The following is a 21,466-nucleotide window of genomic DNA, read 5'->3' on the forward strand; positions in this document are numbered from 1 at the left end:
GCGGCAGGCCGGACCGCACCCTATAGCAGCGCCTTGAGATGACCGACGCTTCGTCCCTGCCGCTCTTTCCCCACCGCCATCTTCTGGGCATCCGCGATCTTTCCCCCGCCGATATCGAGCTGCTGCTCGATCGGGCGGACCAGGCCGTGGCGATCTCGCGGCAATCGGAAAAGAAGACCTCGACGCTGCGCGGCCGAACCCAGATCAACCTGTTCTATGAGGCGTCGACCCGCACGCAATCGTCCTTCGAACTGGCCGGGAAAAGGCTTGGCGCCGACGTCATGAACATGGCGGTGGCAAGCTCTTCGGTGAAGAAGGGCGAGACGCTGATCGATACGGCGATGACCCTCAACGCCATGCGCCCGGACATCCTCATCATCCGCCACCAGTCGGCCGGCGCGGCGGCGCTCCTGGCGCAGAAGGTCGGCTGCTCAGTGGTCAATGCCGGCGACGGCGCGCACGAGCACCCGACGCAGGCGCTGCTCGATGCGCTGACCATCCGCCGCGCCAAGGGGCCGCTGTCGAAGCTGATCGTGGCGATCTGCGGCGACATCCTGCATTCGCGCGTCGCCCGCTCCAACATCATGCTTTTGAACGCGCTTGGCGCGCAGGTGCGCGTCGTCGCGCCCTCGACATTGCTGCCGTCCGGCATCGACAGGATGGGCGTGATCGTCGCACGCTCGATGGCCGAGGGCCTGAAGGATGCCGACGTCGTCATGATGCTGCGCCTGCAGCGCGAGCGCATGGAAGGCGCGTTCGTACCGTCGATCCGCGAATATTTCCACTATTTCGGCCTGGATGCCGAAAAGCTGAAGGCCGCCAAGGACGATGCGCTGGTCATGCATCCCGGTCCGATGAACCGTGGCGTGGAAATCGCCTCCGAAATCGCCGATGGGCCGCAAAGCGTCATCCAGGAACAGGTGGAGATGGGGGTCGCCGTACGCATGGCGGTCATGGAAGCCCTGCTCGACCCGCGCCGCAACCATGAGGGGCGCGGCGCATGAGCGTGACCGTCTTCAGCAAGGCGCATATTGTCGACCCGTCGCGCGGCGTCGACGAGATCGGCAGCGTCATCGTCGACGGCCGCAGAATCGTCGCGGCCGGAAAGGCGGCATTGAACCAGGGCGTGCCGGAAGGTGCCGCCGTCGTCGACTGCGCCGGCAAGACGATCATTCCGGGCCTTGTCGACGCGCGCGTGTTCATCGGCGAACCAGGCGGCGAACATCGCGAGACCATCGCCTCGGCAAGCGTGGCGGCCGCCGCCGGCGGCGTCACCTCCATCGTCATGATGCCGGACACCGATCCGGTGATCGACAATGTGGCGCTGGTCGAATTCGTGCTGCGCACGGCACGTGACACCGCAAGCGTCAATATCTTTCCGGCGGCCGCGATCACCAAGGGCCTCGAAGGCCGCGAAATGACCGAATTCGGCCTGCTGCGCGCAGCCGGCGCCGTTGCCTACACCGACGGCCGCCACACGATCGCCAATGCGCTGGTGATGCGCCGCGCGCTCACCTACGCCCGCGATTTCGGCGGTGTGATCGCGCATGAAACCCAGGATGCCGACCTCGCCTCGTCCGGTGTGATGAACGAGGGGCTCTACGCAAGCTGGCTTGGCCTCTCTGGCGTCCCGCGCGAGGCCGAGCTCATTCCTCTTGAACGCGACCTGGCACTGGCCCGGCTGACCGGTGGCGCCTACCACGCCGCCAAGATCTCGTCGGCGATGGCGGCCGGCGCGGTGAACAGGGCCAAGACCGACGGCGCCAATGTCACGGCCGGCATCGCCATCCACAACCTGTCGCTCAACGAGAACGACGTCGGCGAATACCGCACCTTCTTCCGGCTGACCCCGCCCTTGCGCGCCGAGGACGACCGGCTGGCGATGATCGAGGCGATCAAGGACGGCACGATCGACATCATCGTCTCCTCGCACGACCCTCAGGACGTCGACACCAAGCGCCTGCCCTTTGCCGATGCCGCCGCCGGCGCCATCGGGCTGGAGACGCTGCTTGGCGTAGCACTTCGGCTCTACCACAATGCCGACGTGCCGTTGCTGAGGCTGATCGAGACGCTGTCCACGGCGCCGGCAAGACTGTTCGGCCTGCCGGGCGGCACGCTGAAGCCGGGCGCGCCGGCCGATCTCGTACTTGTCGACGTCGACGAGCCGTGGATCGTCAGCGAAAGCGGTCTGCGCTCGCGCTCGAAGAACACCTGTTTCGAAGGCGCGCGCCTGCAGGGCAAGGTCTTGCAAACGATGGTTGCGGGACGCTCGGTGTTTTCCGCATAGACCATCCATCGCTTTGAACCCTGCCTGGCCTGCCCCTGCACAGAGTTGCTTGGCGAACCCTCCCGACTCTACCATTATACCATTGTGACCAACTGATGCCTGAGCAGGCCTAGCTCTTGCAAATCACGGTTGCATAACGCACAGTATCTCAATCCTGGAGCGAGCAACCGGAGCGACAGGAAATAAGGGGGAACAATGGGTTACGCGGTCGCGCTCGTCTTCGGCTATCTGCTCGGCTCGATCCCGTTCGGGTTTCTGATCACCCGCGCGGCCGGGCTCGGCGACGTTCGCAAGATCGGCTCCGGCAATATCGGCGCGACCAATGTGCTGAGGACAGGCAATAAAGGGCTCGCTGCGGCCACGCTGCTGCTCGATGCGCTGAAAGGCACGGCCGCGGTGCTGGTCGCCGGGCATTTTTCGCCGGACCTCGGCCTGTTGGCCGGCTTCGGCGCCTTCCTCGGCCATCTTTTCCCGGTCTGGCTCGGCTTCAAGGGCGGCAAGGGCGTCGCCACTTATCTGGGTGTGCTGCTCGGCCTTGCCTGGCAAGGCATGCTCGTCTTCGCCGTCGTCTGGCTCGCTATGGCCTTCCTGTTTCGCTATTCCTCGCTGGCGGCGCTGGCGGCGGCGGTCATTGTGCCGATCGCGCTCTATTTCATAAGCACGCCGCAGATCGCCGGCCTGTTCGCCGTGATGAGCCTGATCGTCATCGTCAAGCATCATGCCAACATCTCGCGGCTGCTGGCCGGCACCGAAGGCAAAATCGGGGCGAAGGGATGAGCGCGCCGGCCGCCGGCCCGCGCCTCAGCGACCGGCAGCGGCTTGCCTGGCTTCGCCTGATCCGCACGCCCAATGTCGGCCCGGCCTCGTTTCGCGAGTTGATCAACCGCTTCGGCTCGGCCGAAGCCGCGCTTGAAATGCTGCCCGAGCTGATGATATCCGGCGGCGCCAATCGTATCCTCCGCATCCCTTCCGTCGCCGAGGCCGAAGCCGAGCTGGACGCCGCCCGGCGCGCCGGCACCCGCTTCGTCGGCATCGGCGAGGCCGATTATCCGCCCTTGCTGAAGACCCTCGACAATCCGCCGCCGCTGCTGGCGGTGAAAGGCGAAGGCGCGGTCTTCCGCCTGCCGGCGGTGGCGATCGTCGGCGCCCGAAATGCCTCGCTGGCCGGCATCAAGATGGCGCGCATGCTGGCAGCCGATCTCGGCCGCGAAGGCTACGTCATCGTTTCCGGCCTGGCGCGCGGCATCGACACGGCCGCGCACAAGGGCAGCGTTTCGACCGGCACCATCGGCGTGCTGGCCGGCGGTCTCGATGTCCCTTACCCGCCCGAAAATGCCGGCCTGTGCGACGAGATCGCCGATCGTGGCGGCGCCATCGTTTCGGAAATGCCGTTCGCCTGGCAGCCGCGCGCCCAGGATTTCCCGCGCCGCAACCGCCTGGTCGCAGGCATGGCGCTTGGACTGGTGGTGGTCGAGGCCGCGCAGCGCTCCGGCTCGCTGATCAGCGCCCGCCTCGCCAATGAAATGGGCCGGCTGGTCTTCGCCGTGCCGGGCTCGCCGCTCGACCCGCGCGCCGCCGGCTGCAACGCGCTGCTCAAGGACGGCGTCACGCTCGTCACCGAGGCCGCCGATGTGCTCGGCGCGCTGGCGCCGCTTGCCGGCACCCGGGCTCCAAGAACCGCGCCGATTGCCGAGGCGCCCGACATATCCGCCATGCCGCCGCCCGGCGAAAACGACCGCGCCGATGTGCTGGAAGCGCTTGGGCCGACGCCGACCGCCGTGGATGACATCATCCGCCATACCGGACTGAGCGCCGCGCAGATCGCCATGGTGCTTCTGGAGCTCGACCTCGCCGGAAGGTTGGAACGCCATGCTGGCGGGAATGTCTCGCTGGTTCCGGGAGGGAACTGAACTGGCTGCGATAATTGTCACAGAACGCTTGGTGATCAGCCCCGCATACGAATTCTGAGGAGCATCTTGCGAATGAACAGTGGCACCATGCCGTTGTAGAGACCGCTCACTTCGTCAACGAAGCGCGAGAGCCGGAAAACTCGATCGTCTATTTGGCGCAGGATTGCATGATTGCCCGGTCCGCCCTGGATCAGGTCTGCAGTCGATTGGCTCAGTGCCGTCAACAAGGCGGAATTGCCTTCCAACGTCTTCGTGTTTGCACGCAACAGCTCCCTCATCGTCAGTTGGTCGATTGCGTCCGGCCAGCCATGCATCTCCTTGACGATTCGCAACCATTTGCGATGCGGGATGGACACGGCAATTTCTTCGATCCAGGACGCAGTTCCCAGAGCCACCTCTTCGGACGTCGCGCGAAGCCCCGCATGCAAAACTTGATCATAGACGCGCAGATGCTCGTCAATGAAGTGGGGCGAGCCCGCCATGTCGCGGAAGTAGGCCGAGACGGTCGCAGCATCATCTGCATTGTAGCTGCAGATCGCAGCCATCAAATTTTCTGCCGTGGTCGGCCTGTCGAGTAGACTCACCCCAAGGTTGGCCCGCCGCCACCTTTCCATGTTGCCGGTATCGAGCATCCCGGCAAAACCTCGTGCATCGCAAACCACGACCGAGCAGCCCACCGCCGCGGCCTCGATGGCCATGCGCGCGGTGGCGAACACGACGTCATAGGCGAGAAGGTCCTTTTCGATCTGATTGGAATACCGGTTTGTGGCGGGGCCTAGTTCGTCGAGTTGGACACCTGTTCTGGCGCAGGCCACCCGCACCGCTTGCTGATGATCAAAGTTTTTTGTCAACAGCAGACCGCGCTTGGGACTAGCCGGAAGCGGCGGGCGAGGCCTGAACCGCTCAAGATCAACAGCGTTGTAGATGAGGTCAAGTTTGTCTTCTGGAATTCCTCTGGACAGGCACTTCGCCCTGCAGGCCTCGTCTACTGCGATCCAATGGCAAATCTGGGGATGAGGTATCGGCGCCTCGATTTCGAAGAACGAGCTGTGGCAGGAAAAGACCGCGGGCACGTCGGGAAATCTTGCCAGGGCCGTCAGGCAAGGCGTCAGATGCTGACCGTGGATGATGTCGGGCTTGTCGACGATCTCGGCAACCCGATCGACGACGTGATGGCCTCGCCGCCGCATTCTGTCGGCCATATCGCCGAGATTTGTAGTGAGCAGCATCGTTTGGTGGCCGGCGGCGCGTAACCCGTCGGCAAGCAATTCAACGACAGATTCCGTTCCGCTATTTTGTGCCACTGACAGGTTGGTGATGAGAACACGCAAGATAGGCTCCTTGCCGGCTGATCGCCATCGTCGATGACAGCAAATGCGGTCAATGTCTTAGTGAGAACAATTCGGCCCAACAAGTTCCCCGGTGGCGTGTCACTGGTGCAGAACGCCGATATCGATTGCATGTGGCAACCAAAAAATTGGAGCAACTCCATGGGTAGCAGACTCCAAAATGTGCTGATCCTCGCGCATCCGGGACACGAGCTCAGGATTCATCACTGGCTCGAAATCGCCAAGCCGAGGGTTTATCTTCTGACCGACGGGTCCGGCGGCCGCCAGAGCGCCAGGACCGAATATTCCCGCCAGATCGTCGAGGCGTCCGGGGGAACGCCGGGCTCGGTCTTCGGCGAAATAACCGATGCAGCTTGGTACAGCGCTCTTTTGGCCGGCGACCAAACATTCTTTCTCGATATATTTGCCAGGATCAGCGCGGACATTGACAGCGCTGAGGAAGTCCAGGTCGTATCAGACGCCATTGACGGCTATAACCCGGTGCACGACTTGGCCTTCGTGTTTGGCAGCGCCGTGAACATGCTGCTGCAAAAGACACGCAAGGGGCATCCGCAGCTTTGCTCGGCCGCCGTACCCAACGTGCCCGGCACGGTTCAGCTGGAAATCAAGCTGGACCGAACAGCTCAGGCAAGAAAGAAAGCCGCGATCGAGGACTACATTCCATTGGCCGATGAAGCGCGCCTGATTCTTGCTCGCGACCCCGACTGTCTCCATCGTGAGCGCCTCATAGCACAGCAGCCCGACTGGACGGCCCAGACGCCCGAATGGGAGCGGATCGGACAAGATCGGGTGTCAAAGGGGATCTATGATCGCTGCATCACGTACAAGGACAATGTCCAGCCGATCGTTCGCCTCCTGATGTCACAGCCGGATCGATAGTCATGGACCGCGACCAGCGCTTGGCGCCACAGGGAACCGCTGAGATCTAACCTGACCGTGCTTCTACCGGAACAGTTACTTCGACGCTTCCGGATTGCCGCGGCGCAGATGAATGTCAAATCCACTCCAGATTGATGTCGCGGATGTCGTCTTCGGCAATGCGCTGCCTGATGCGATCGAGCCGGCGCGCAATGTCGGTCGCTATTCTGTCATGGGTCTCCACCAGGAAAGCGCCGATAGACTGCTGCAGGCCCGCATCCAATATGGCTTCCAGGCATTCGGCTTCGCCTATCGGGATACCGCGCGATCACGCTACCGGAACAGGTATTTAGACACTTCCGGATTGCCGCGGCGCCACATCACATTGTCGAGGAAGTAGTGGTGCACGTTGATGAAGATCAGCACGATGAAGAAGAACAGCGAGGAACCGAGGACCTGGCTGTCGTACGGGATCAGGGCGGTCAGCACGAAGGGGATCAGCCAGAAGCCGAGATAGCCGAGAGCGCCACCGCCGATGATGAACCCCAGCACCCGCAACCTGTAGCGGGGCCCAAGCACGGATAGTATCTTCGGCTCCGGATCCCGCGCGGCGTCCGAGACGTCACGCTCGACATTGGTCTGATAGCGCCACACCACGGCCAGATATTGCAGCGAGTGAAGCGCCGGCACCACGAGCAGCCAGAGCGGGTTAACCCTGGCGATCAGGATCCAGAGATAGAGTGACGCGACATAGGCCACGATGCCGTTGTAAGGCAGTCCGCCGCCATTCCTTCGCCAGCGGTTGACCAGCATCAAAAGCGTGGCCGCCGTCGATCCGACGGCCGCCAGCACGGCAATGTCGGTGATCCAGGACGGCGCCGCGAAGGTGTAATATTGAAGGCCGTAATACTGTCCCTGCGTCACAGCCGTATTCGTCTGCAGCCAGGCCAGGATCCACACCGCGTAGCTGTTGACAAGCAGCACCTTCTTGTCCCGGTCATCGAAGAATTTGCGTTTCAGGACGGCGTCGACCATCAGCATGCCGTAGCCTTGCTTGACGTAGTGCCAGCCGACGAAGAAGAACATCGCGTTGGCCGCGAAGCCCAGCAGCCGCGTGTTCGACGTCGCCGCGCCATAGGCAAAGAACAGCGCCATGATCGCCGGAACGATGACGCCGGCGAAAATATAGCGAAGCTGCAGGCTCCTGTCGTAGCCGTCGCCGCGCGCCTTGCGGCCGAAATTGCGGTAGAAAATCTGGTAGGAGTGGGCGAAGTGCGGATAGTTCACCAGATAGGCCACGACGACCATCGTCGCGGCCAGCGGACCTTCATACGCGCGAGGCACGAAGAACAGCACCGGCAGGATCAGAAACGCGCTGCCGCCCAGCATGAGGAAGTCGGCGACCGGACCGAAAAGATATTTGCCAGGCGGCGTCGTCGCCTTGGGGGCCTCAGCGTCTACCGAAAGGTCGAGTGTCATCCTGGAGCCTCCCTCGGAGGCGCCGAGTTTAACCACGACCTTATCCAGGGACAAGGCAACACGGCAGTATCACCCTTGTCTTGGGGAAGTCACCCCATCAGGCTGAGGCGGTCGAAGCGATCTTCATCAGCCGCTTTCTGGCCTCCGCCACTCGCTTCTTCTCCGACCTTATGCGGTCGCACAGCGCGAGATTGATCCCGACGCCACATTCTTCATCCAGCATTTCTTTTGCATGATTGAGCGAAGTCTCTGCGCGCTTGACACGCAGCCTGGCTCTATCCATTTCCAGATTTAATACGTCCACTCTCTGCATCCCGAATTGCAGTCCCTTCAACAGGGAAACAGCCGCGCATAAGTTTTTGTTCCGATTGCCGGGGCGCAGACGACATTCCCTGCGTCGATCGCCCCGGATATGGAAGCGTCGGTAGGTTTGCTCCGGCATCTATTCGGTTGTTGAAAATTTGGTGAGCGCGATGGGATTCGAACCCATGACCTACTGATTAAAAGTCAGTTGCTCTACCGGCTGAGCTACGCGCTCCCGCGGGCTCGAAACGCCGCCCTCGAAATTGCGCGGAACATAGGGAGAGTGCCGCGGCCGGTCAACCGGAAAAAGATGGCCGCCAGCCGGAGTTATCAACGGGTCTGGCGAATTCTGGCGACTGGCGATCAAGCATCCGGGGTGCCGAGTCCGATGGCTCGCTTCGATCTGCCTCGGTATCTCAGAAGCTCCTGAAATAACAATGGTTTGAGATTCAAAGGGGAACCATCGCGGTCATTTTCCGTTTCTCCGGCACAGGGACGTCAAACCATCCTCTCAAGGAGAAGAACAATGAAAAAGATCGTGTCGGGCTTGCTTGCCGCCGCCTTGTCGGTTTCGTTCGGCGCCGCCGCGGCAGTCCCCGCCAATGCCGCGCAGATGTTCGTGCCGCAGGCTTCGCCGGCCTCGTCCGACGTCCAGAAGGTAGCAGAACGCGACTTCCGATGGAGGCATGGCGGTCATTGGCGCGGCGGCCAGCGTTTCTCGCGCAATAACGGCATGTACTGGAACGGCCATCGCGGCTATCGTGAATATCGCCACGGCTATCGTCGTCATGGCGACTACTGGTTCCCGTTGGCTGCTTTCGCCACTGGCGCGCTGATCACCGGCGCCATCGTCAACAGCGAGAACAACCGCGTCTATCGCGGCAACTCGCACGTGCAGTGGTGCTACGACCGTTATCGTTCGTATCGCGCCTCGGACAACACCTTCCAACCCTACAACGGCCCGCGTCAGCAGTGCATGTCGCCCTACTGACGGCCTCCAGTCAGTACCCAGGGTCGTTGACTGAGCCCGTGCCTCTCGAGGCACGGGCTCTCTCGTTGTGTTAGTCAGCCGGATTTCAACAGCGCACCCACAGGTCAGCTTGCCCAGCTAATGCTTTTGAGAATCAGATAAAGACCTACGCCGTCATCTGGAGGAGAGCGATAGGCTCCGCAAGCGTTGCAAATCCGAGTCACTGCTGAGGTCAGTTTCCAGCCGAGCGCATCAAGATCTTCGTCCGTCACATAGTCCCGAGTTAACTCGCCGATGCCGTGCTTCTTACCGAAAGATCGGGCTGACTGGGCGTCAGTTATGAATTCCGAAGGCCAATTCGAATTGGCCCAAGCCCAGAGCCAATTGCCAGCTTTAACGCTCGTTGACCCAGCAATTTGGATGTCCGAGACGACCTTGACGACGCCTTCTTCTGAGAAAAGGAGCTTTCCAGCCTTCAGGTCGTAATTATAGCGAGACCAACTGCCAAGGCGGAAGTCATCCTGCAGGCGCCTATTTTTCGCTCGAAGTTGTTCGAACGCCTCTTCACGCCAGGCAGCATACCAGTCTGGGTCCATTCCCCTCACCCTGCACGCTGACTGACAGCTCCTTATTGCCCACTCAACGTCCTGCGCACCGCATCGCGCCATCCGGCCAGCTTCGCCCCGCGCACGGCCGCATCCATCTGCGGCATGAAGCGCCGTTCAAGCGCCCAGCTCTTGGCAAATTCCCTTGCCTTCGGCCATACGCCGGCCTTCGAACCGGCGAGCCAGGCGGCGCCAAGCGCCGTCGTCTCCAGGATCGTCGGACGGTCGACCGGCGCCTCGAGAATATCGGCGAGCCGCTGCATGGTCCAGTCGGACGCCACCATGCCGCCGTCGACGCGAAGCACCGTCTTGGCCGAGGCGCCTTTCCAGTCCTTGCGCATGGCGTCGAGCAGGTCGCGGGTCTGGAAGGCGACCGATTCAAGTGCGGCGCGCGCGAACTCGGCCGGGCCGGAGTTGCGCGTCAGGCCGAAGATAGCGCCGCGCGCGTCCGCGTCCCAATGCGGCGCGCCGAGGCCGACAAAGGCCGGCACCAGATAGACTTGTTGCGCCGGGTCCGCGGCCGCCGCCAAGGCGCCGCTTTGCTCGGCCTTGCCGATCACCTTGATGCCGTCGCGCAGCCATTGCACGGCGGCGCCCGCGATGAAGATCGAGCCTTCCAGCGCGTAGGTGGTTTTGCCGTTGAGCCGATAAGCGATAGTGGTGAGCAGGCGATTCCTCGAACGCACCAGGTCGGCGCCCGTGTTGAGCAGCGCGAAGCAGCCGGTGCCGTAGGTGGATTTCATCATGCCGGGCTCGAAGCAGGCCTGGCCGATGGTCGCCGCATGCTGGTCGCCGGCGACGCCGAGGATCCGCATCTCGGCTCCGAAGAGGCTCTTCTCGGTGACGCCGAAATCGTCGGCGCAATCCTTCACCCGCGGCAGGATCGCTGCCGGTATGTTGAGGATGGAAAGCAACTCGTCGTCCCAGACATTCTTCTCGATATTGTAGACCAAAGTGCGCGAGGCGTTGGTCGCATCGGTAGCGTGCATCTGGCCGCCGGTCAGCCGCCAGATCAGGAAACTGTCGATGGTGCCGGCGAGCAGCTCACCCTTCTCGGCGCGCTTCCTGGCGCCCTTCACCTTGTCCAGCATCCAGGCGATCTTGGTGCCGGAGAAATAGGGATCGAGCAGCAGGCCGGTCTTCTTCATGAATGTCTTCTCCAATCCCTGCTTCTTCAGCTTCTGACAGAGCGGCGCGGTGCGCCTGTCCTGCCAGACGATCGCGTTGTGGATCGGCTTGCCGGTCGCCTTGTCCCAGATGACGACGGTCTCACGCTGGTTGGTGATGCCGATCGCGGCGACATCCGATGCCGTGCGGCCGGCGGCTTTCAACGCCGATTTCACCGTGGCGAGAACGCTCGCCCAGATGTCTTCCGGGTCATGTTCGACCCAGCCGGAAGCCGGATAATGCTGCATGAACTCCTGCTGGCCGGTGCCAGCGACCTTCATTTTGTCGTCGAACAGGATGGCCCGGGTCGACGTCGTCCCCTGATCGATGGCCAGCACAAAACCGCTCATTCCGCATCCTCCCACTTCTCATGCAACAGGGGAGACGGCAAAGCCGCCTCCCCCGCACTTCCTACATGGGCAAACACGCCCGCGTCATGCAGTTACTGCTGCTGCCAGCTCTTCACCAGTTCGTCGTAGTTGATGGTGATCGGCTTTTCCTTCTCGTTCTCGATCTTCAACTGAGGAGCGAGATTGCCTTTCTTGACCGCGTCGGCGTTCCAGTAGGCTAGGTCGTGCTCTTCGGCCATCTTCGGGCCGATGTCGCCCTGGACGCCCGACTTCTCGATGCGGCTCATGACCTTTTCCTGCTCGGCGCAGAGCGAGTCCATCGCTTCCTGAGCCGACTTGGCGCCGGACGAGGCATCGCCGATCGCCTGCCACCAGAGCTGGGCCAGCTTCGGATAGTCAGGCACGTTGGTACCCGTCGGCGACCACTGGACGCGGGCCGGCGAACGATAGAACTCGATCAGGCCGCCGAGCTTCGGAGCGCGCTCGGTGAAGCTCTTGTCGTGGATCGTGCTCTCGCGGATGAAGGTCAGGCCGACATGGCTCTTCTTCACGTCGACCGTCTTCGAGGTGACGAACTGCGCATAGAGCCAGGCGGCCTTGGCGCGATCGTCCGGCGTCGATTTCATCAGCGTCCAGGAACCCACGTCCTGATAGCCGAGCTTCATGCCGTCCTTCCAGTAGACGCCATGCGGCGACGGCGCCATGCGCCACTTCGGCGTGCCGTCGTCGTTCAGCACCGCCTTGGCGCCGGCGTCGACCATCGAAGCGGTGAAGGCGGTGTACCAGAAGATCTGCTGCGCGACCGCGCCCTGCGCCGGCACCGGGCCGGATTCAGAGAAGGTCATGCCCTGGGCTTCCGCCGGAGCGTAGGCCTTCAGCCAGTCGAGATATTTCTGGATCGAGTAGACCGCCGCTGGGCCGTTGGTGTCGCCGCCACGCGCCGTGCAGGAGCCGACTGGGCGCGAATTCTCGTCGACCTTGATGCCCCATTCGTCGACGGGCAGGCCGTTTGGAATGCCCTTGTCGCCATTGCCGGCCATGGACAGCCAGGCGTCGGTGAACCGCCAGCCGAGCGACGGGTCCTTTTTGCCGTAGTCCATGTGGCCGTAGACCTTCTTGCCGTCGATCTCACGGCCGGTGAAGAATTCGGCGATGTCCTCATAAGCCGACCAGTTGACGGGAACGCCTAGGTCGTAGCCGTATTTGGCCTTGAAGTCGGCCTTGTTCTTCTCGTCATTGAACCAGTCGTAGCGGAACCAGTAGAGGTTGGCGAACTGCTGGTCGGGGAGCTGATAGAGCTTCTTGTCGGGCGCCGTCGTGAACGAGGTGCCGATGAAGTCCTTCAGGTCGAGGTTCGGATTGGTGACGTCCTTGCCTTCATTTGCCATCCAGTCGGTCAGGTTGCGCACCTGCTGGTAGCGCCAGTGCGTGCCGATCAGGTCGGAATCGTTGACCCAGCCGTCATAGAGGTTCTGTCCCGTCTGCATCTGGGTCTGGATCTTTTCGACGACGTCGCCTTCCTGGATGACGTCATGCGTGACCTTGATGCCGGTGATGGCGGAGAAGGCCGGCGCCAGCACCTGTGACTCGTATTGGTGCGTGGCGATGGTTTCCGAAACGACCTTGATGTCCATGCCGGCGAACGGCTTGGCTGCGTCGATGAACCATTGCATTTCCTTTTCCTGATCGGCGCGCGAAAGCGTCGAAAGGTCGCCTATCTCCTTGTCGAGAAAGGCTTTTGCCTCGTCCATACCGGCATAGGCGTTGCCCACGCCGAGCAATAGGACAAGGGCGGTCGTCGATGTTAGAAGTTGCCGTCGCATGTGTCTCCTCCAGTCTTAGGTTTCAAGTGCATTCCGGGGCGGCCGCCAGCACGCGGCCGCTCCGGCTATTCCCCCTCTATACGTATCGGAACACGCCAACGGCGTAGACCACGGAGAGAGCGAGAGCCCACCACAGGTTGGGTCCTACCAGACCCAGCCAAGCGAGATGGATGAAGGCGCTGCCAAGCAGCGACAGGAACAAACGATCGCCGCGCGTCGTCTCGAAGCGCAGCACGCCGACGCGCGGATTGCCGCCGGGCGAGACATATTCCCAAACGCCCATGCCGCAGAGCATCAGCGCGATGACGATGAAGAAAGCAGCCGTCGGCCACGTCCACGCCATCCAGGAGAAGTCGAGGTTCATGGCTTAGACCCTCCCCAGGGCAAAGCCCTTGGCGATATAGTTTCGCACGAACCAGATGACCAAAGCGCCGGGGATCAGCGTCAGCACGCCGGCGGCGGCGAGCAGGCCCCAGTCCATGCCGGCGGCCGAGACGGTGCGGGTCATGGTGGCGGCGATCGGCTTGGCGTCGGTGGTGGTCAGCGTGCGCGCGATCAGGAGCTCCACCCACGAGAACATGAAGCAGAAGAAGCAGGCGACGCCGATGCCGCTCGCGATCAGCGGCATGAAGATCTTCACGAAAAAGCGCGGGAAGGAATAGCCGTCGATATAGGCGGTTTCGTCGATCTCCTTCGGCACGCCGGACATGAAGCCCTCGAGGATCCACACCGCCAGCGGCACGTTGAACAGGCAGTGCGCCAGCGCCACGGCGATATGGGTGTCGATCAGGCCGAACGCCGAATAGAGCTGGAAGAATGGCAGCGCGAACACCGCCGGCGGCGCCATGCGGTTGGTCAAAAGCCAGAAGAACAAATGCTTGTCGCCAAGGAAGCGGTAGCGCGAGAAGGCGTAGGCCGCCGGCAGCGCCACCGCCACCGATATCACCATGTTCATCACCACATAGGTGATCGAGTTGATGTAGCCCGAATACCAGGACGGGTCGGTGAAGATGGTGCGATAGTTCGCCAGTGTCGGATTATGCGGGAACAGCGTCAGGGACGACACGATCTCCGCGTTGGTCTTGAAGCTCATGTTGATGAGCCAGTAGATCGGCAGCAGGATAACGATGATGTAGACCGTCGGCACGATCCACCACCAGCGCGATTCCTCGCCGCGGCGGCGCATCAGCCTCGCCACCTCGTCCTGCGACAGCGCGCTGCCCACCTCGGTGACCGCTGTCTCGCTCACGCGCGTCGTCTCGTTGGCGCCCGCCATCTCAGCGCTCCGCGTCGTAATTGGTCATCACGGTGTAGAACACCCACGACAACAACAGGATGATCAGGAAGTAGACCAGCGACATTGCCGCCGCCGGACCGAGGTCGAACTGACCGAGGGCAGTCTTGACGAGGTCGATCGACAGGAAAGTGGTCGAATTGCCGGGGCCGCCGCCGGTGACGACGAAGGGCTCGGTATAGATCATGAAGCTGTCCATGAAGCGCAACAGCACGGCGATCAGAAGCACACGCTGCATCTTGGGCAGCTGGATGTAGCGGAACACCGCCCAGCGCGAGGCGCCGTCGATCTTGGCCGCCTGGTAGAAGGCATCGGGAATCGAGACCAGCCCGGCATAGCAAAGCAGCACGACCAGGCTGGTCCAGTGCCAGACATCCATGATGATGACGGTGACCCAGGCGTCGATCGGATCCTGAACGTAGTTGTAGTCGATGCCAAGCGCATTGACGTAATAGCCAAGCAGGCCGATGTCGTTGCGGCCGAAGACCTGCCAGATCGTGCCGACGACGTTCCACGGGATCAACAGCGGCAGCGCCATCAGCACCAGGCAGACCGGCACGCCCCAGCCCTTCTTCGGCATGTTGAGCGCGATGAAGATGCCGAGCGGCACCTCGATCGCCAGGATGATGAAGGAGAAGATCAGGTTGCGCACCATCGCTTCCCAGAAGCGGTCGGCGTGCAGCAATTCCTCGAACCATTCGGTCCCGGCCCAGAAGAAGACGTTGTTGCCGAACGTGTCTTGCACCGAATAGTTGACGACGGTCATCAGCGGGATGACGGCCGAGAACGCCACCAGCACCAGCATTGGCAGCACAAGGAACCAGGCCTTGTTGTTCCAGGTCTTGTCCATCTACGCCCCCATCTCGACGCGCCAGGAATCGGCATAGATGTTGATGCCGGCCGGATCGAAGCGGACTTTCGGCTCGGCAGGCACCTCGTCGTCCTCGCCGATCACCGCGGCAATCTCCCTGCCTTCCAGATTGGCGCGCACGACCTTGTGGCGGCCGACGTCCTCGACCTTGGAGACCTGCACCGCCATGCCCTCGCGGCCGAGCCGCACATATTCGGGACGGATGCCGAGCTCGACGGCGCCGGCTTCGGCCTTGGGCACGCCGGGCAATTCGATGCGCTGCGCGCCGAGCGTCGCCGTTCTGCCCTCGAATGCGACCGGCAACACGTTCATGCCCGGCGAGCCGATGAAATAGCCGACGAAAGTGTGGCGCGGCCGTTCGAACAGCTCCGCCGGCGTGCCGATCTGGACGATCTCGCCATCATACATCACCACGACACGGTCGGCGAAAGTCAGCGCTTCGGTCTGATCGTGCGTGACATAGACCATTGTGTAGCCAAAGCGGCGGTGCAGTTGCTTGAGCTGCGAGCGCAGCACCCATTTCATATGCGGGTCGATCACCGTCAGCGGCTCGTCGAACAGGATGGCGTTGACGTCCGAGCGCACCAGGCCGCGTCCAAGCGAGATCTTCTGCTTCTGGTCGGCAGTGAGCCCGCGCGCTTTCTTTTTCGCCAGCGAAGCGAGATCGATCATGTCGAGCGTCTCGCGCACCTTGCGGTCGACATCCGTCTCCGGCACGCGGCGGTTGCGCAGCGGGAAAGCCAGATTGTCGTAGACGGTCATGGTGTCGTAGATGACCGGGAACTGGAACACCTGCGCAATGTTGCGTTCCTGCGTCGACAGGTTGGTGACGTCACGACCGTCGAACAAAAGCCTGCCGTGCGAGGGATGCAGCAGGCCGGAAATGATGTTGAGCAGAGTGGTCTTGCCGCAGCCCGACGGCCCGAGCAGTGCGTAGGCGCCGCCCTCCTCGAAGGTGTGGTGCACTTCCTTCAGCGCGAAATCGGAATCCTTCTGCGGGTTGGGCAGGTAGGAATGACGAATATGATTGACCTCGATGCGCGCCATCGTTTGCTCCTCACGCCGCCAGCTTCGACGCCGTCACGGCGCGGCCGTTCTGGTCGAACACCATGATGTGGCGCGGATCGATGAACACCTCGACCTCGTCGTCCGTCTCGAAATCGAGAATGCCATGCGCAAGCATGACCCAGCGCGCATCGGCGAAATCAAGATGGACGAAGCTTTCCGAGCCGGTGATCTCGGTGATGGTGACCTTCGCCCGCACCGGCGCAGCGGAAGCGTTCGGCCGCTCCAGCGACAAATGATGCGGCTGGAACCCGATCGTGTAGCTGGCGTCGGGAATGCCGTTGAGTTCCGTCGGCACCGGCAGCTTGACGCCGCCTTCCAACAGAAAATCCGATCCCTTCTTGGAGAGCACGATGGTATTGAGCGGCGGATCGGCGAAGGTCCGCGCCGTCACCAGATCGACCGGCTTGCGGAACACTTCGACCGTCGGGCCGAATTGCGTGACGCGGCCTTCCGAAAGCGTCGCCGTGTTGCCGCCGAGCAAAAGCGCCTCGTGCGGCTCTGTCGTCGCATAGACGAAGATGGTGCCGGCGGCGGCAAAAATTTTCGGCAGCTCGGCGCGCAATTCCTCGCGCAGCTTGTAGTCGAGATTGGCCAAAGGCTCGTCGAGCAGCACCAGGCTGGCATCCTTGACGATGGCGCGGGCAAGCGCGGTGCGCTGCTGCTGGCCGCCGGACAGGTTGAGCGGCGTGCGGTCGAGATAGGGCGTGAGCTTCAAAAGCGCCGCCGCATTGCGCACCTCCTTGTCGATCTTCGCCTGATCGAGGCCGGCCACCCGCAGCGGCGAGGCGATGTTCTCGTAGACGGTCATCGCCGGGTAATTGATGAACTGCTGGTAGACCATGGCGACATTTCGCTTCTGCACCTTCTGTCCGGTGACATCCTTGCCGTCGAACCAGACCGAGCCGGAAGTCGGCGCGTCGAGGCCCGCCATCAGTCGCATCAGGCTGGTCTTGCCGGAAAGCGTCGGCCCGAGGAGCACGTTCAGCGAGCCGTGCTGGAGCGTCAGCGACACGTCGCGGATATGCTCCTGCGCGCCGATGGTCTTCGTCACGTTCCTCAGTTCCAGCATCACGCCTCCTCCCAGGCCTTGCGCATCAGCGGCCGATCCTCATTCCGCCGCCGCGACGTGACGGTTGCTCAGTCCGCGCATGAATTCTTCCAGCGCCGCCGTCTGCTCGCGGCTGAAATGCAGGCCGCGCTTGGTGCGGCGCCACAGCACGTCCTCGGCGGTGACCGCCCATTCGTTTTCGGCCAGATAGCGCACCTCGGCCTCGAAAAGGTCGGCGCCGAAATTGCGGCCGAGATCGGCATTCGACTTGGCGAGCCCGAGCAATTTCTCCGCCCGCGTGCCGTAGAGCCGCGTAAACCGGCGCGCCAGCCGCTGGTCGAGGAACGGATAGGCGTTCTTCAGCCTGGCGACCTGGGCATCGAAGCCGGTCGCGGCGAAATCGCCGCCAGGCAGCGGCGCGTCATGCGTCCAAGGCTTGCCGCGCTTGCCGAGAAAACCTTCGATCTTCTCAAGCATCGATTCCGCCAGCCGGCGGAAGGTCGTGATCTTGCCGCCGAAAGCGTTGAGCAAGGGCGCTGCGCCCTCCCCGCCCTCGGCCTTCAGCACATAGTCGCGCGTCGCCTCCTGCGCCTTGGAGGCGCCGTCGTCATAGAGCGGGCGCACCGCCGAATAGGTCCAGACGATGTCGGAACGCTTCACCGGCTGCGCGAAATATTCGCTTGCCGCGGCGCACAGATAGTCGATCTCGGTGTCGGAAATCTTCACGTCGTGCGGATCGCCCGGATAATCGCGGTCGGTGGTGCCGATCAGCGTGAATTCTTCCTCGTAAGGGATGGCGAAGATGATGCGGCCATCCTTGTTCTGGAAGAAATAGGCGCGCGGATCGTCGAACTTCCTATGGATGACGATGTGGCTGCCTTGCACGAGGCGGACATTGTGGACGTCGTTCTGGCCGACGGCGGTCGAGAGCACGTGGTCGACCCAGGGGCCGGCGGCGTTGACGAGAAGCCGCGCGCGAACCTCTTCGATTTCACCGGTAAGCACATTCTGCACTTTTAGGGTCCAAAGCGCACCGTCGCGCCGCGCGCTGACGACCTTGGTGCGGGTGCGGACAATGGCGCCCCGGTCTGCCGCGTCGCGGGCGTTCAGCGCCACCAGGCGCGCGTCGTTGACCCAACCGTCCGAATATTCGAAAGCCTTGCGGAACAATGGCTTGAGCGGCTTGCCTGCCGGGTCGCGCGTCATGTCCAGCGTCTTCGTCGCCGGCAACAGCTTGCGCCCGCCGATATGATCGTAAAGGAACAATCCCAGCCGGATCAGCCAAGCGGGCCTGAGGCCTTTGGCATAAGGCAGAACGAAGCGCATCGGCCAGATGATGTGCGGCGCGTTCTTCCACAGAACCTCGCGCTCCATCAGCGCTTCACGCACCAGCCGGAATTCGTAGAATTCGAGGTAGCGAAGACCGCCATGGATGAGCTTGGTCGAGCCCGACGAGGTTCCGCTGGCGAGATCGTTCATCTCGGCGAGGTATACCGAAAACCCACGACCAACGGCGTCGCGGGCTATGCCGCAGCCATTGATGCCGCCGCCGATGACGAAAATGTCATGGATCGGAGATGCGTCCAAAGAATCCTCCAACGATTTCGCATTGCACCATTTTTGTGTTTTACGAAACCGCAGCGGAATTATTTCGAACTCAAACCGAATGTCAAACGAAATATCGCAGATGCGTGAGTCGGCCGTAATATGCGGCTATTCGAGCGCCGTCTCGATAAGCCGGACCTCGGTCTCCTCGCAAATCTTGCGGATCGACGGGATTTCACAACGATCGGTGATGAAGGTATTCACCTGCGAAAGATGGCCGATCCGAACCGGCGCCGTGCGCTCGAATTTCGTCCGGTCGGAGACCAGGATAACGTGGCGGGCATTGGCGATGATGGCCTGCGCAACCTTCACCTCGCGGAAATCGAAGTCGAGCAGAGCGCCGTCATGGTCGATCGCCGAGGCGCCGATGACGGCGTAATCGACCTTGAACTGACGGATGAAATCGACGGCCGCCTCGCCGACGATGCCGCCGTCGGAACCGCGCACCACGCCGCCGGCGATCACAACCTCGATCGTGGGATAGATGCGCATCCTATTGGCAACGTTGATGTTATTGGTGATGACCATAAGCCCGTTATGGTCGAGCAGCGCCTTGCTGACGGCCTCGGTGGTGGTGCCGATATTGATGAACAGCGAGGCATTGTCGGGAATCAGCCGCGCCGCCGCGCTGCCGATCGCCTCCTTCTCGTCGGCGGCAATCTTGCGCCGTGCCTCGTACTCCATGTTCTCGATGCCGGACGGGAATAGCGCACCGCCATGGATGCGGGTGAGCAGCCGCTGATCGCACAGATCGTTGAGGTCCTTGCGGATGGTCTGCGGCGTCACATTGAAATGCGTCGCAAGGTCGTCGACCAGCACCCGACCATGGTCTTTCGCCATCTGGATGATCTCGGCATGGCGTGGCGAAAGAAACATCGCGCGTCCTCCATTTTCGTTTTTTTCGTCTATATCGGAAAACGAAAGCGAAGAAAAGGGATAAGCCGGCTAACGAAAATCACCTGGTTGCAAAAGGCAAACCCAGTGCGGAACACGCCTGCCGCCTCAGGATGGACGCCGCGCAATCTCGATTATGACGTCGAACGCCGCGTCGACATCGGCTGCCGTCGCCTCGAATTGCCCCGCCTGAAAGCGGATCGCCACACGCCCATCGACCCGCGTTTGCGTCAGGTAAATGCGGCCATCGGTGTTGATGGCATCGACGAGGCGAAGATTGTGCTCGTCCGGATCGATGCCTGGTGCCGCGCGATGCCGGAACGAGAAAAGCGACAGCATCGGTTCGCTGCTGAGCTCGAAATCCGCCTCCCTGGCCAGCCGCGCGGCAAGCCCTTCGCTCCAGGCGACATGGTTTCTTATCATGTTGCGCAACCCTTCGAGGCCGTGGGCACGCAGCAGGAACCAGAGCTTCAGCGCCCGGAAACGGCGCCCGAGCGGCACCGACCATTCCGAATAGTTGATGATGCCGTCATGGCCTCGGGTTTTCAGATAGTCCGGCTTGATCGCCAGCGTGCGCACCAGGTCTTCCGGTTGGCGCACGAACTGGGTCGAGCAGTCGAACTGCGCCCCCAGCCACTTATGCGGATTGAAGACGATGGAATCGGCGCCCTCGATGCCGGTCCAGAAATGCCGGTGTTCCTGGCAGATCATCGCCGATCCGGCCCAGGCGGCGTCGACATGCAGGTAAAGCCCGTGCCGCTTCGCGACCGCGGCCACCGCTGCGATGTCGTCGGTTCCGCCGGTGCTGGTGCCGCCGACGCAGGCGATGATGCCGGCCGGCAGCAGCCCCGCTTCGCGATCGGCGACGATCGCGGCTTCGAGCGCCGCCGTGTCCATGGCGCGAAAACGTCCGCCGACCGGGATGCGGACGAGGTTTTCCTCGCCGATGCCGGAAACCCAGATGGCGCGATCGATCGAGGTATGGACCTGGTCGGAGGAATAGACACGCAGCTTGCCCTGCCCGGCCAGCCCCTTTTTGTTGCCCTCCCAGTCGAGTGCGCGCTCGCGCATTGTCAGCACCGCCGCAAGCGTCGCCGACGAGGCCGAATCCTGGATGACGCCGGAAAAACCCTCGGGCAGGCCGAGTGCCTGGCGCATCCAGTCGACGATGCGCGTCTCGAGCTCGGTCGCCGCCGGCGAGGTCTGCCACAGCATGCACTGCGCAGCCATCGCCGAGACCAGATATTCCGCCACGACCGACACCGGCGCCGCATTGGCCGGGAAATAGGCGAAGAAACGCGGGTGCTGCCAATGCGTCATGCCCGGCACGATCTTTTCTTCGAAATCGGCGAAGATCTTGTCCATCGGCTCGGGCATTTCGGGCGGCGAAACCTCGATGCTCCTGAAAACCTCGCCCGGCGCGATCGCCGGCCGCACCGGACGATCGCGTAGGCCGGCGCGGTAATCGGAGCCCCAATCGGCTGCCCGCCTCGACCAGTCGCGGAATTCCTCATTGTCCATAATTTCCTCCCAGCTGCCGCCCATGTCGGCTAACCGAACCGCTCTCAACTTTTGATTAACATGT

Annotated in this window: 21 protein-coding genes and 1 tRNA gene; 6 read left to right on the forward strand and 16 right to left on the reverse strand. The window is 62.3% G+C overall.

Translation table 11 applies throughout. From position 1 onward, the window contains the following. Positions 1 to 38: 38 nt before the first annotated feature. The 4 genes from FJ957_RS07410 to dprA all read left to right on the forward strand — a co-directional run bounded on the left by FJ957_RS07410 (position 39) and on the right by dprA (position 4,197). Positions 39 to 1,004 carry an aspartate carbamoyltransferase catalytic subunit gene (locus tag FJ957_RS07410; RefSeq protein WP_140830102.1) on the forward strand — a complete coding sequence of 322 codons (966 nt, stop codon included), beginning with the start codon at positions 39 to 41 and terminating at the stop codon, positions 1,002 to 1,004. Beyond that, positions 1,001 to 2,287 carry a dihydroorotase gene (locus tag FJ957_RS07415; RefSeq protein ID WP_140830104.1) on the forward strand — a complete coding sequence of 429 codons (1,287 nt, stop codon included), beginning with the start codon at positions 1,001 to 1,003 and terminating at the stop codon, positions 2,285 to 2,287. The genes FJ957_RS07410 and FJ957_RS07415 overlap by 4 nt, the downstream gene beginning before the upstream one ends. A 195-nt stretch (positions 2,288 to 2,482) precedes the next feature. Next, the gene (plsY, locus tag FJ957_RS07420; protein ID WP_140830105.1) at positions 2,483 to 3,064 is read left to right on the forward strand and encodes a glycerol-3-phosphate 1-O-acyltransferase PlsY; all 582 of its coding nucleotides are present in this window, start codon (positions 2,483 to 2,485) and stop codon (positions 3,062 to 3,064) included. Further along, positions 3,061 to 4,197: a DNA-processing protein DprA gene (gene dprA, locus FJ957_RS07425; protein WP_140830107.1), complete on the forward strand. Its 1,137-nt coding sequence runs from the start codon at positions 3,061 to 3,063 to the stop codon at positions 4,195 to 4,197. The genes plsY and dprA overlap by 4 nt, the downstream gene beginning before the upstream one ends. Before the next feature lie 35 nt (positions 4,198 to 4,232). Here dprA and FJ957_RS07430 read toward each other — a convergent pair whose 3' ends face one another. Beyond that, a complete protein-coding gene (locus FJ957_RS07430) occupies positions 4,233 to 5,528 on the reverse strand; it encodes a glycosyltransferase (RefSeq protein WP_140830109.1) in 1,296 nt (431 codons plus the stop codon). A gap of 159 nt (positions 5,529 to 5,687) precedes the next feature. Here FJ957_RS07430 and FJ957_RS07435 point away from each other — a divergent pair, with 159 nt between their 5' ends. Next, positions 5,688 to 6,425, forward strand: a complete 738-nt coding sequence (locus FJ957_RS07435) for a hypothetical protein (RefSeq protein ID WP_246685782.1) — start codon at positions 5,688 to 5,690, stop codon at positions 6,423 to 6,425. A gap of 115 nt (positions 6,426 to 6,540) precedes the next feature. On the opposite strand, the gene FJ957_RS31760 is transcribed toward FJ957_RS07435, so the two are convergent. The 4 genes from FJ957_RS31760 to FJ957_RS07450 form a co-directional block, all read right to left on the reverse strand. Then, positions 6,541 to 6,687 carry a hypothetical protein gene (locus FJ957_RS31760; protein ID WP_181177360.1) on the reverse strand — a complete coding sequence of 49 codons (147 nt, stop codon included), beginning with the start codon at positions 6,685 to 6,687 and terminating at the stop codon, positions 6,541 to 6,543. Positions 6,688 to 6,737: 50 nt separating this feature from the next. Then, entirely contained in the window at positions 6,738 to 7,883 is a 1,146-nt protein-coding gene (locus FJ957_RS07440) for a hypothetical protein (RefSeq protein ID WP_140830110.1), read from the reverse strand. A 97-nt stretch (positions 7,884 to 7,980) separates the two neighbouring features. Further along, positions 7,981 to 8,325 (reverse strand): hypothetical protein, encoded by a 345-nt coding sequence (locus tag FJ957_RS32150; protein WP_246685783.1) that lies wholly within the window; start codon positions 8,323 to 8,325, stop codon positions 7,981 to 7,983. Positions 8,326 to 8,345: 20 nt separating this feature from the next. Then, a tRNA-Lys gene (locus FJ957_RS07450) sits at positions 8,346 to 8,421 on the reverse strand. A 291-nt stretch (positions 8,422 to 8,712) separates the two neighbouring features. Here FJ957_RS07450 and FJ957_RS07455 point away from each other — a divergent pair. Then, positions 8,713 to 9,177 carry a BA14K family protein gene (locus FJ957_RS07455; RefSeq protein WP_140830112.1) on the forward strand — a complete coding sequence of 155 codons (465 nt, stop codon included), beginning with the start codon at positions 8,713 to 8,715 and terminating at the stop codon, positions 9,175 to 9,177. 104 nt (positions 9,178 to 9,281) lie between these two features. Here the strand turns inward: FJ957_RS07455 and FJ957_RS07460 are convergent, their stop codons facing one another. The 11 genes from FJ957_RS07460 to FJ957_RS07510 all read right to left on the reverse strand — a co-directional run bounded on the left by FJ957_RS07460 (position 9,282) and on the right by FJ957_RS07510 (position 21,402). Then, a complete protein-coding gene (locus tag FJ957_RS07460) occupies positions 9,282 to 9,752 on the reverse strand; it encodes a DUF6882 domain-containing protein (RefSeq protein ID WP_140830114.1) in 471 nt (156 codons plus the stop codon). 32 nt (positions 9,753 to 9,784) lie between these two features. Continuing rightward, positions 9,785 to 11,278 (reverse strand): glycerol kinase GlpK, encoded by a 1,494-nt coding sequence (gene glpK / locus FJ957_RS07465; RefSeq protein ID WP_140830116.1) that lies wholly within the window; start codon positions 11,276 to 11,278, stop codon positions 9,785 to 9,787. A 92-nt stretch (positions 11,279 to 11,370) separates the two neighbouring features. Then, positions 11,371 to 13,101: an ABC transporter substrate-binding protein gene (locus FJ957_RS07470; RefSeq protein ID WP_140830118.1), complete on the reverse strand. Its 1,731-nt coding sequence runs from the start codon at positions 13,099 to 13,101 to the stop codon at positions 11,371 to 11,373. A gap of 76 nt (positions 13,102 to 13,177) precedes the next feature. Then, positions 13,178 to 13,465 carry a DUF2160 domain-containing protein gene (locus tag FJ957_RS07475; protein ID WP_140653040.1) on the reverse strand — a complete coding sequence of 96 codons (288 nt, stop codon included), beginning with the start codon at positions 13,463 to 13,465 and terminating at the stop codon, positions 13,178 to 13,180. A gap of 3 nt (positions 13,466 to 13,468) precedes the next feature. Further along, on the reverse strand, positions 13,469 to 14,377 hold the full coding sequence (locus tag FJ957_RS07480; RefSeq protein WP_140642818.1) for a carbohydrate ABC transporter permease: 909 nt from the start codon (positions 14,375 to 14,377) through the stop codon (positions 13,469 to 13,471). A 1-nt stretch (position 14,378) separates the two neighbouring features. Then, positions 14,379 to 15,245, reverse strand: coding sequence for a sugar ABC transporter permease (locus FJ957_RS07485; protein ID WP_140830120.1), 867 nt, complete (start codon positions 15,243 to 15,245; stop codon positions 14,379 to 14,381). Continuing rightward, the gene (locus FJ957_RS07490; RefSeq protein WP_140830122.1) at positions 15,246 to 16,313 is read right to left on the reverse strand and encodes an ABC transporter ATP-binding protein; all 1,068 of its coding nucleotides are present in this window, start codon (positions 16,311 to 16,313) and stop codon (positions 15,246 to 15,248) included. A 10-nt stretch (positions 16,314 to 16,323) separates the two neighbouring features. Then, positions 16,324 to 17,403 carry an ABC transporter ATP-binding protein gene (locus tag FJ957_RS07495; protein ID WP_140830124.1) on the reverse strand — a complete coding sequence of 360 codons (1,080 nt, stop codon included), beginning with the start codon at positions 17,401 to 17,403 and terminating at the stop codon, positions 16,324 to 16,326. Positions 17,404 to 17,442: 39 nt separating this feature from the next. Then, entirely contained in the window at positions 17,443 to 18,969 is a 1,527-nt protein-coding gene (gene glpD / locus FJ957_RS07500; RefSeq protein ID WP_140830125.1) for a glycerol-3-phosphate dehydrogenase, read from the reverse strand. A gap of 126 nt (positions 18,970 to 19,095) precedes the next feature. Continuing rightward, the gene (locus FJ957_RS07505; protein ID WP_140653029.1) at positions 19,096 to 19,863 is read right to left on the reverse strand and encodes a DeoR/GlpR family DNA-binding transcription regulator; all 768 of its coding nucleotides are present in this window, start codon (positions 19,861 to 19,863) and stop codon (positions 19,096 to 19,098) included. 126 nt (positions 19,864 to 19,989) lie between these two features. Beyond that, positions 19,990 to 21,402, reverse strand: a complete 1,413-nt coding sequence (locus tag FJ957_RS07510) for an aspartate aminotransferase family protein (RefSeq protein WP_140830127.1) — start codon at positions 21,400 to 21,402, stop codon at positions 19,990 to 19,992. Positions 21,403 to 21,466: the final 64 nt, after the last annotated feature.

It is taken from the genome of Mesorhizobium sp. B2-4-6, assembly GCF_006442775.1.
Taxonomy (GTDB): domain Bacteria; phylum Pseudomonadota; class Alphaproteobacteria; order Rhizobiales; family Rhizobiaceae; genus Mesorhizobium.

Coding starts and splice junctions, on each gene's coding strand:
- FJ957_RS07460 (WP_140830114.1), bottom strand. CDS start 9,752: ATGGACCCAGACTGGTATGCTGCCTGGCGTGAAGAGGCGTTCGAACAA.
- FJ957_RS07505 (WP_140653029.1), bottom strand. CDS start 19,863: ATGTTTCTTTCGCCACGCCATGCCGAGATCATCCAGATGGCGAAAGAC.
- FJ957_RS07475 (WP_140653040.1), bottom strand. CDS start 13,465: ATGAACCTCGACTTCTCCTGGATGGCGTGGACGTGGCCGACGGCTGCT.
- FJ957_RS07470 (WP_140830118.1), bottom strand. CDS start 13,101: ATGCGACGGCAACTTCTAACATCGACGACCGCCCTTGTCCTATTGCTC.
- FJ957_RS32150 (WP_246685783.1), bottom strand. CDS start 8,325: ATGCCGGAGCAAACCTACCGACGCTTCCATATCCGGGGCGATCGACGC.
- FJ957_RS07485 (WP_140830120.1), bottom strand. CDS start 15,245: ATGGACAAGACCTGGAACAACAAGGCCTGGTTCCTTGTGCTGCCAATG.
- FJ957_RS07410 (WP_140830102.1), top strand. CDS start 39: ATGACCGACGCTTCGTCCCTGCCGCTCTTTCCCCACCGCCATCTTCTG.
- FJ957_RS07480 (WP_140642818.1), bottom strand. CDS start 14,377: ATGGCGGGCGCCAACGAGACGACGCGCGTGAGCGAGACAGCGGTCACC.
- FJ957_RS07510 (WP_140830127.1), bottom strand. CDS start 21,402: ATGGACAATGAGGAATTCCGCGACTGGTCGAGGCGGGCAGCCGATTGG.
- glpK (WP_140830116.1), bottom strand. CDS start 11,278: ATGAGCGGTTTTGTGCTGGCCATCGATCAGGGGACGACGTCGACCCGG.
- plsY (WP_140830105.1), top strand. CDS start 2,483: ATGGGTTACGCGGTCGCGCTCGTCTTCGGCTATCTGCTCGGCTCGATC.
- FJ957_RS07495 (WP_140830124.1), bottom strand. CDS start 17,403: ATGCTGGAACTGAGGAACGTGACGAAGACCATCGGCGCGCAGGAGCAT.
- FJ957_RS07490 (WP_140830122.1), bottom strand. CDS start 16,313: ATGGCGCGCATCGAGGTCAATCATATTCGTCATTCCTACCTGCCCAAC.
- FJ957_RS07455 (WP_140830112.1), top strand. CDS start 8,713: ATGAAAAAGATCGTGTCGGGCTTGCTTGCCGCCGCCTTGTCGGTTTCG.
- dprA (WP_140830107.1), top strand. CDS start 3,061: ATGAGCGCGCCGGCCGCCGGCCCGCGCCTCAGCGACCGGCAGCGGCTT.
- FJ957_RS07440 (WP_140830110.1), bottom strand. CDS start 7,883: ATGACACTCGACCTTTCGGTAGACGCTGAGGCCCCCAAGGCGACGACG.
- FJ957_RS07435 (WP_246685782.1), top strand. CDS start 5,688: ATGGGTAGCAGACTCCAAAATGTGCTGATCCTCGCGCATCCGGGACAC.
- FJ957_RS07415 (WP_140830104.1), top strand. CDS start 1,001: ATGAGCGTGACCGTCTTCAGCAAGGCGCATATTGTCGACCCGTCGCGC.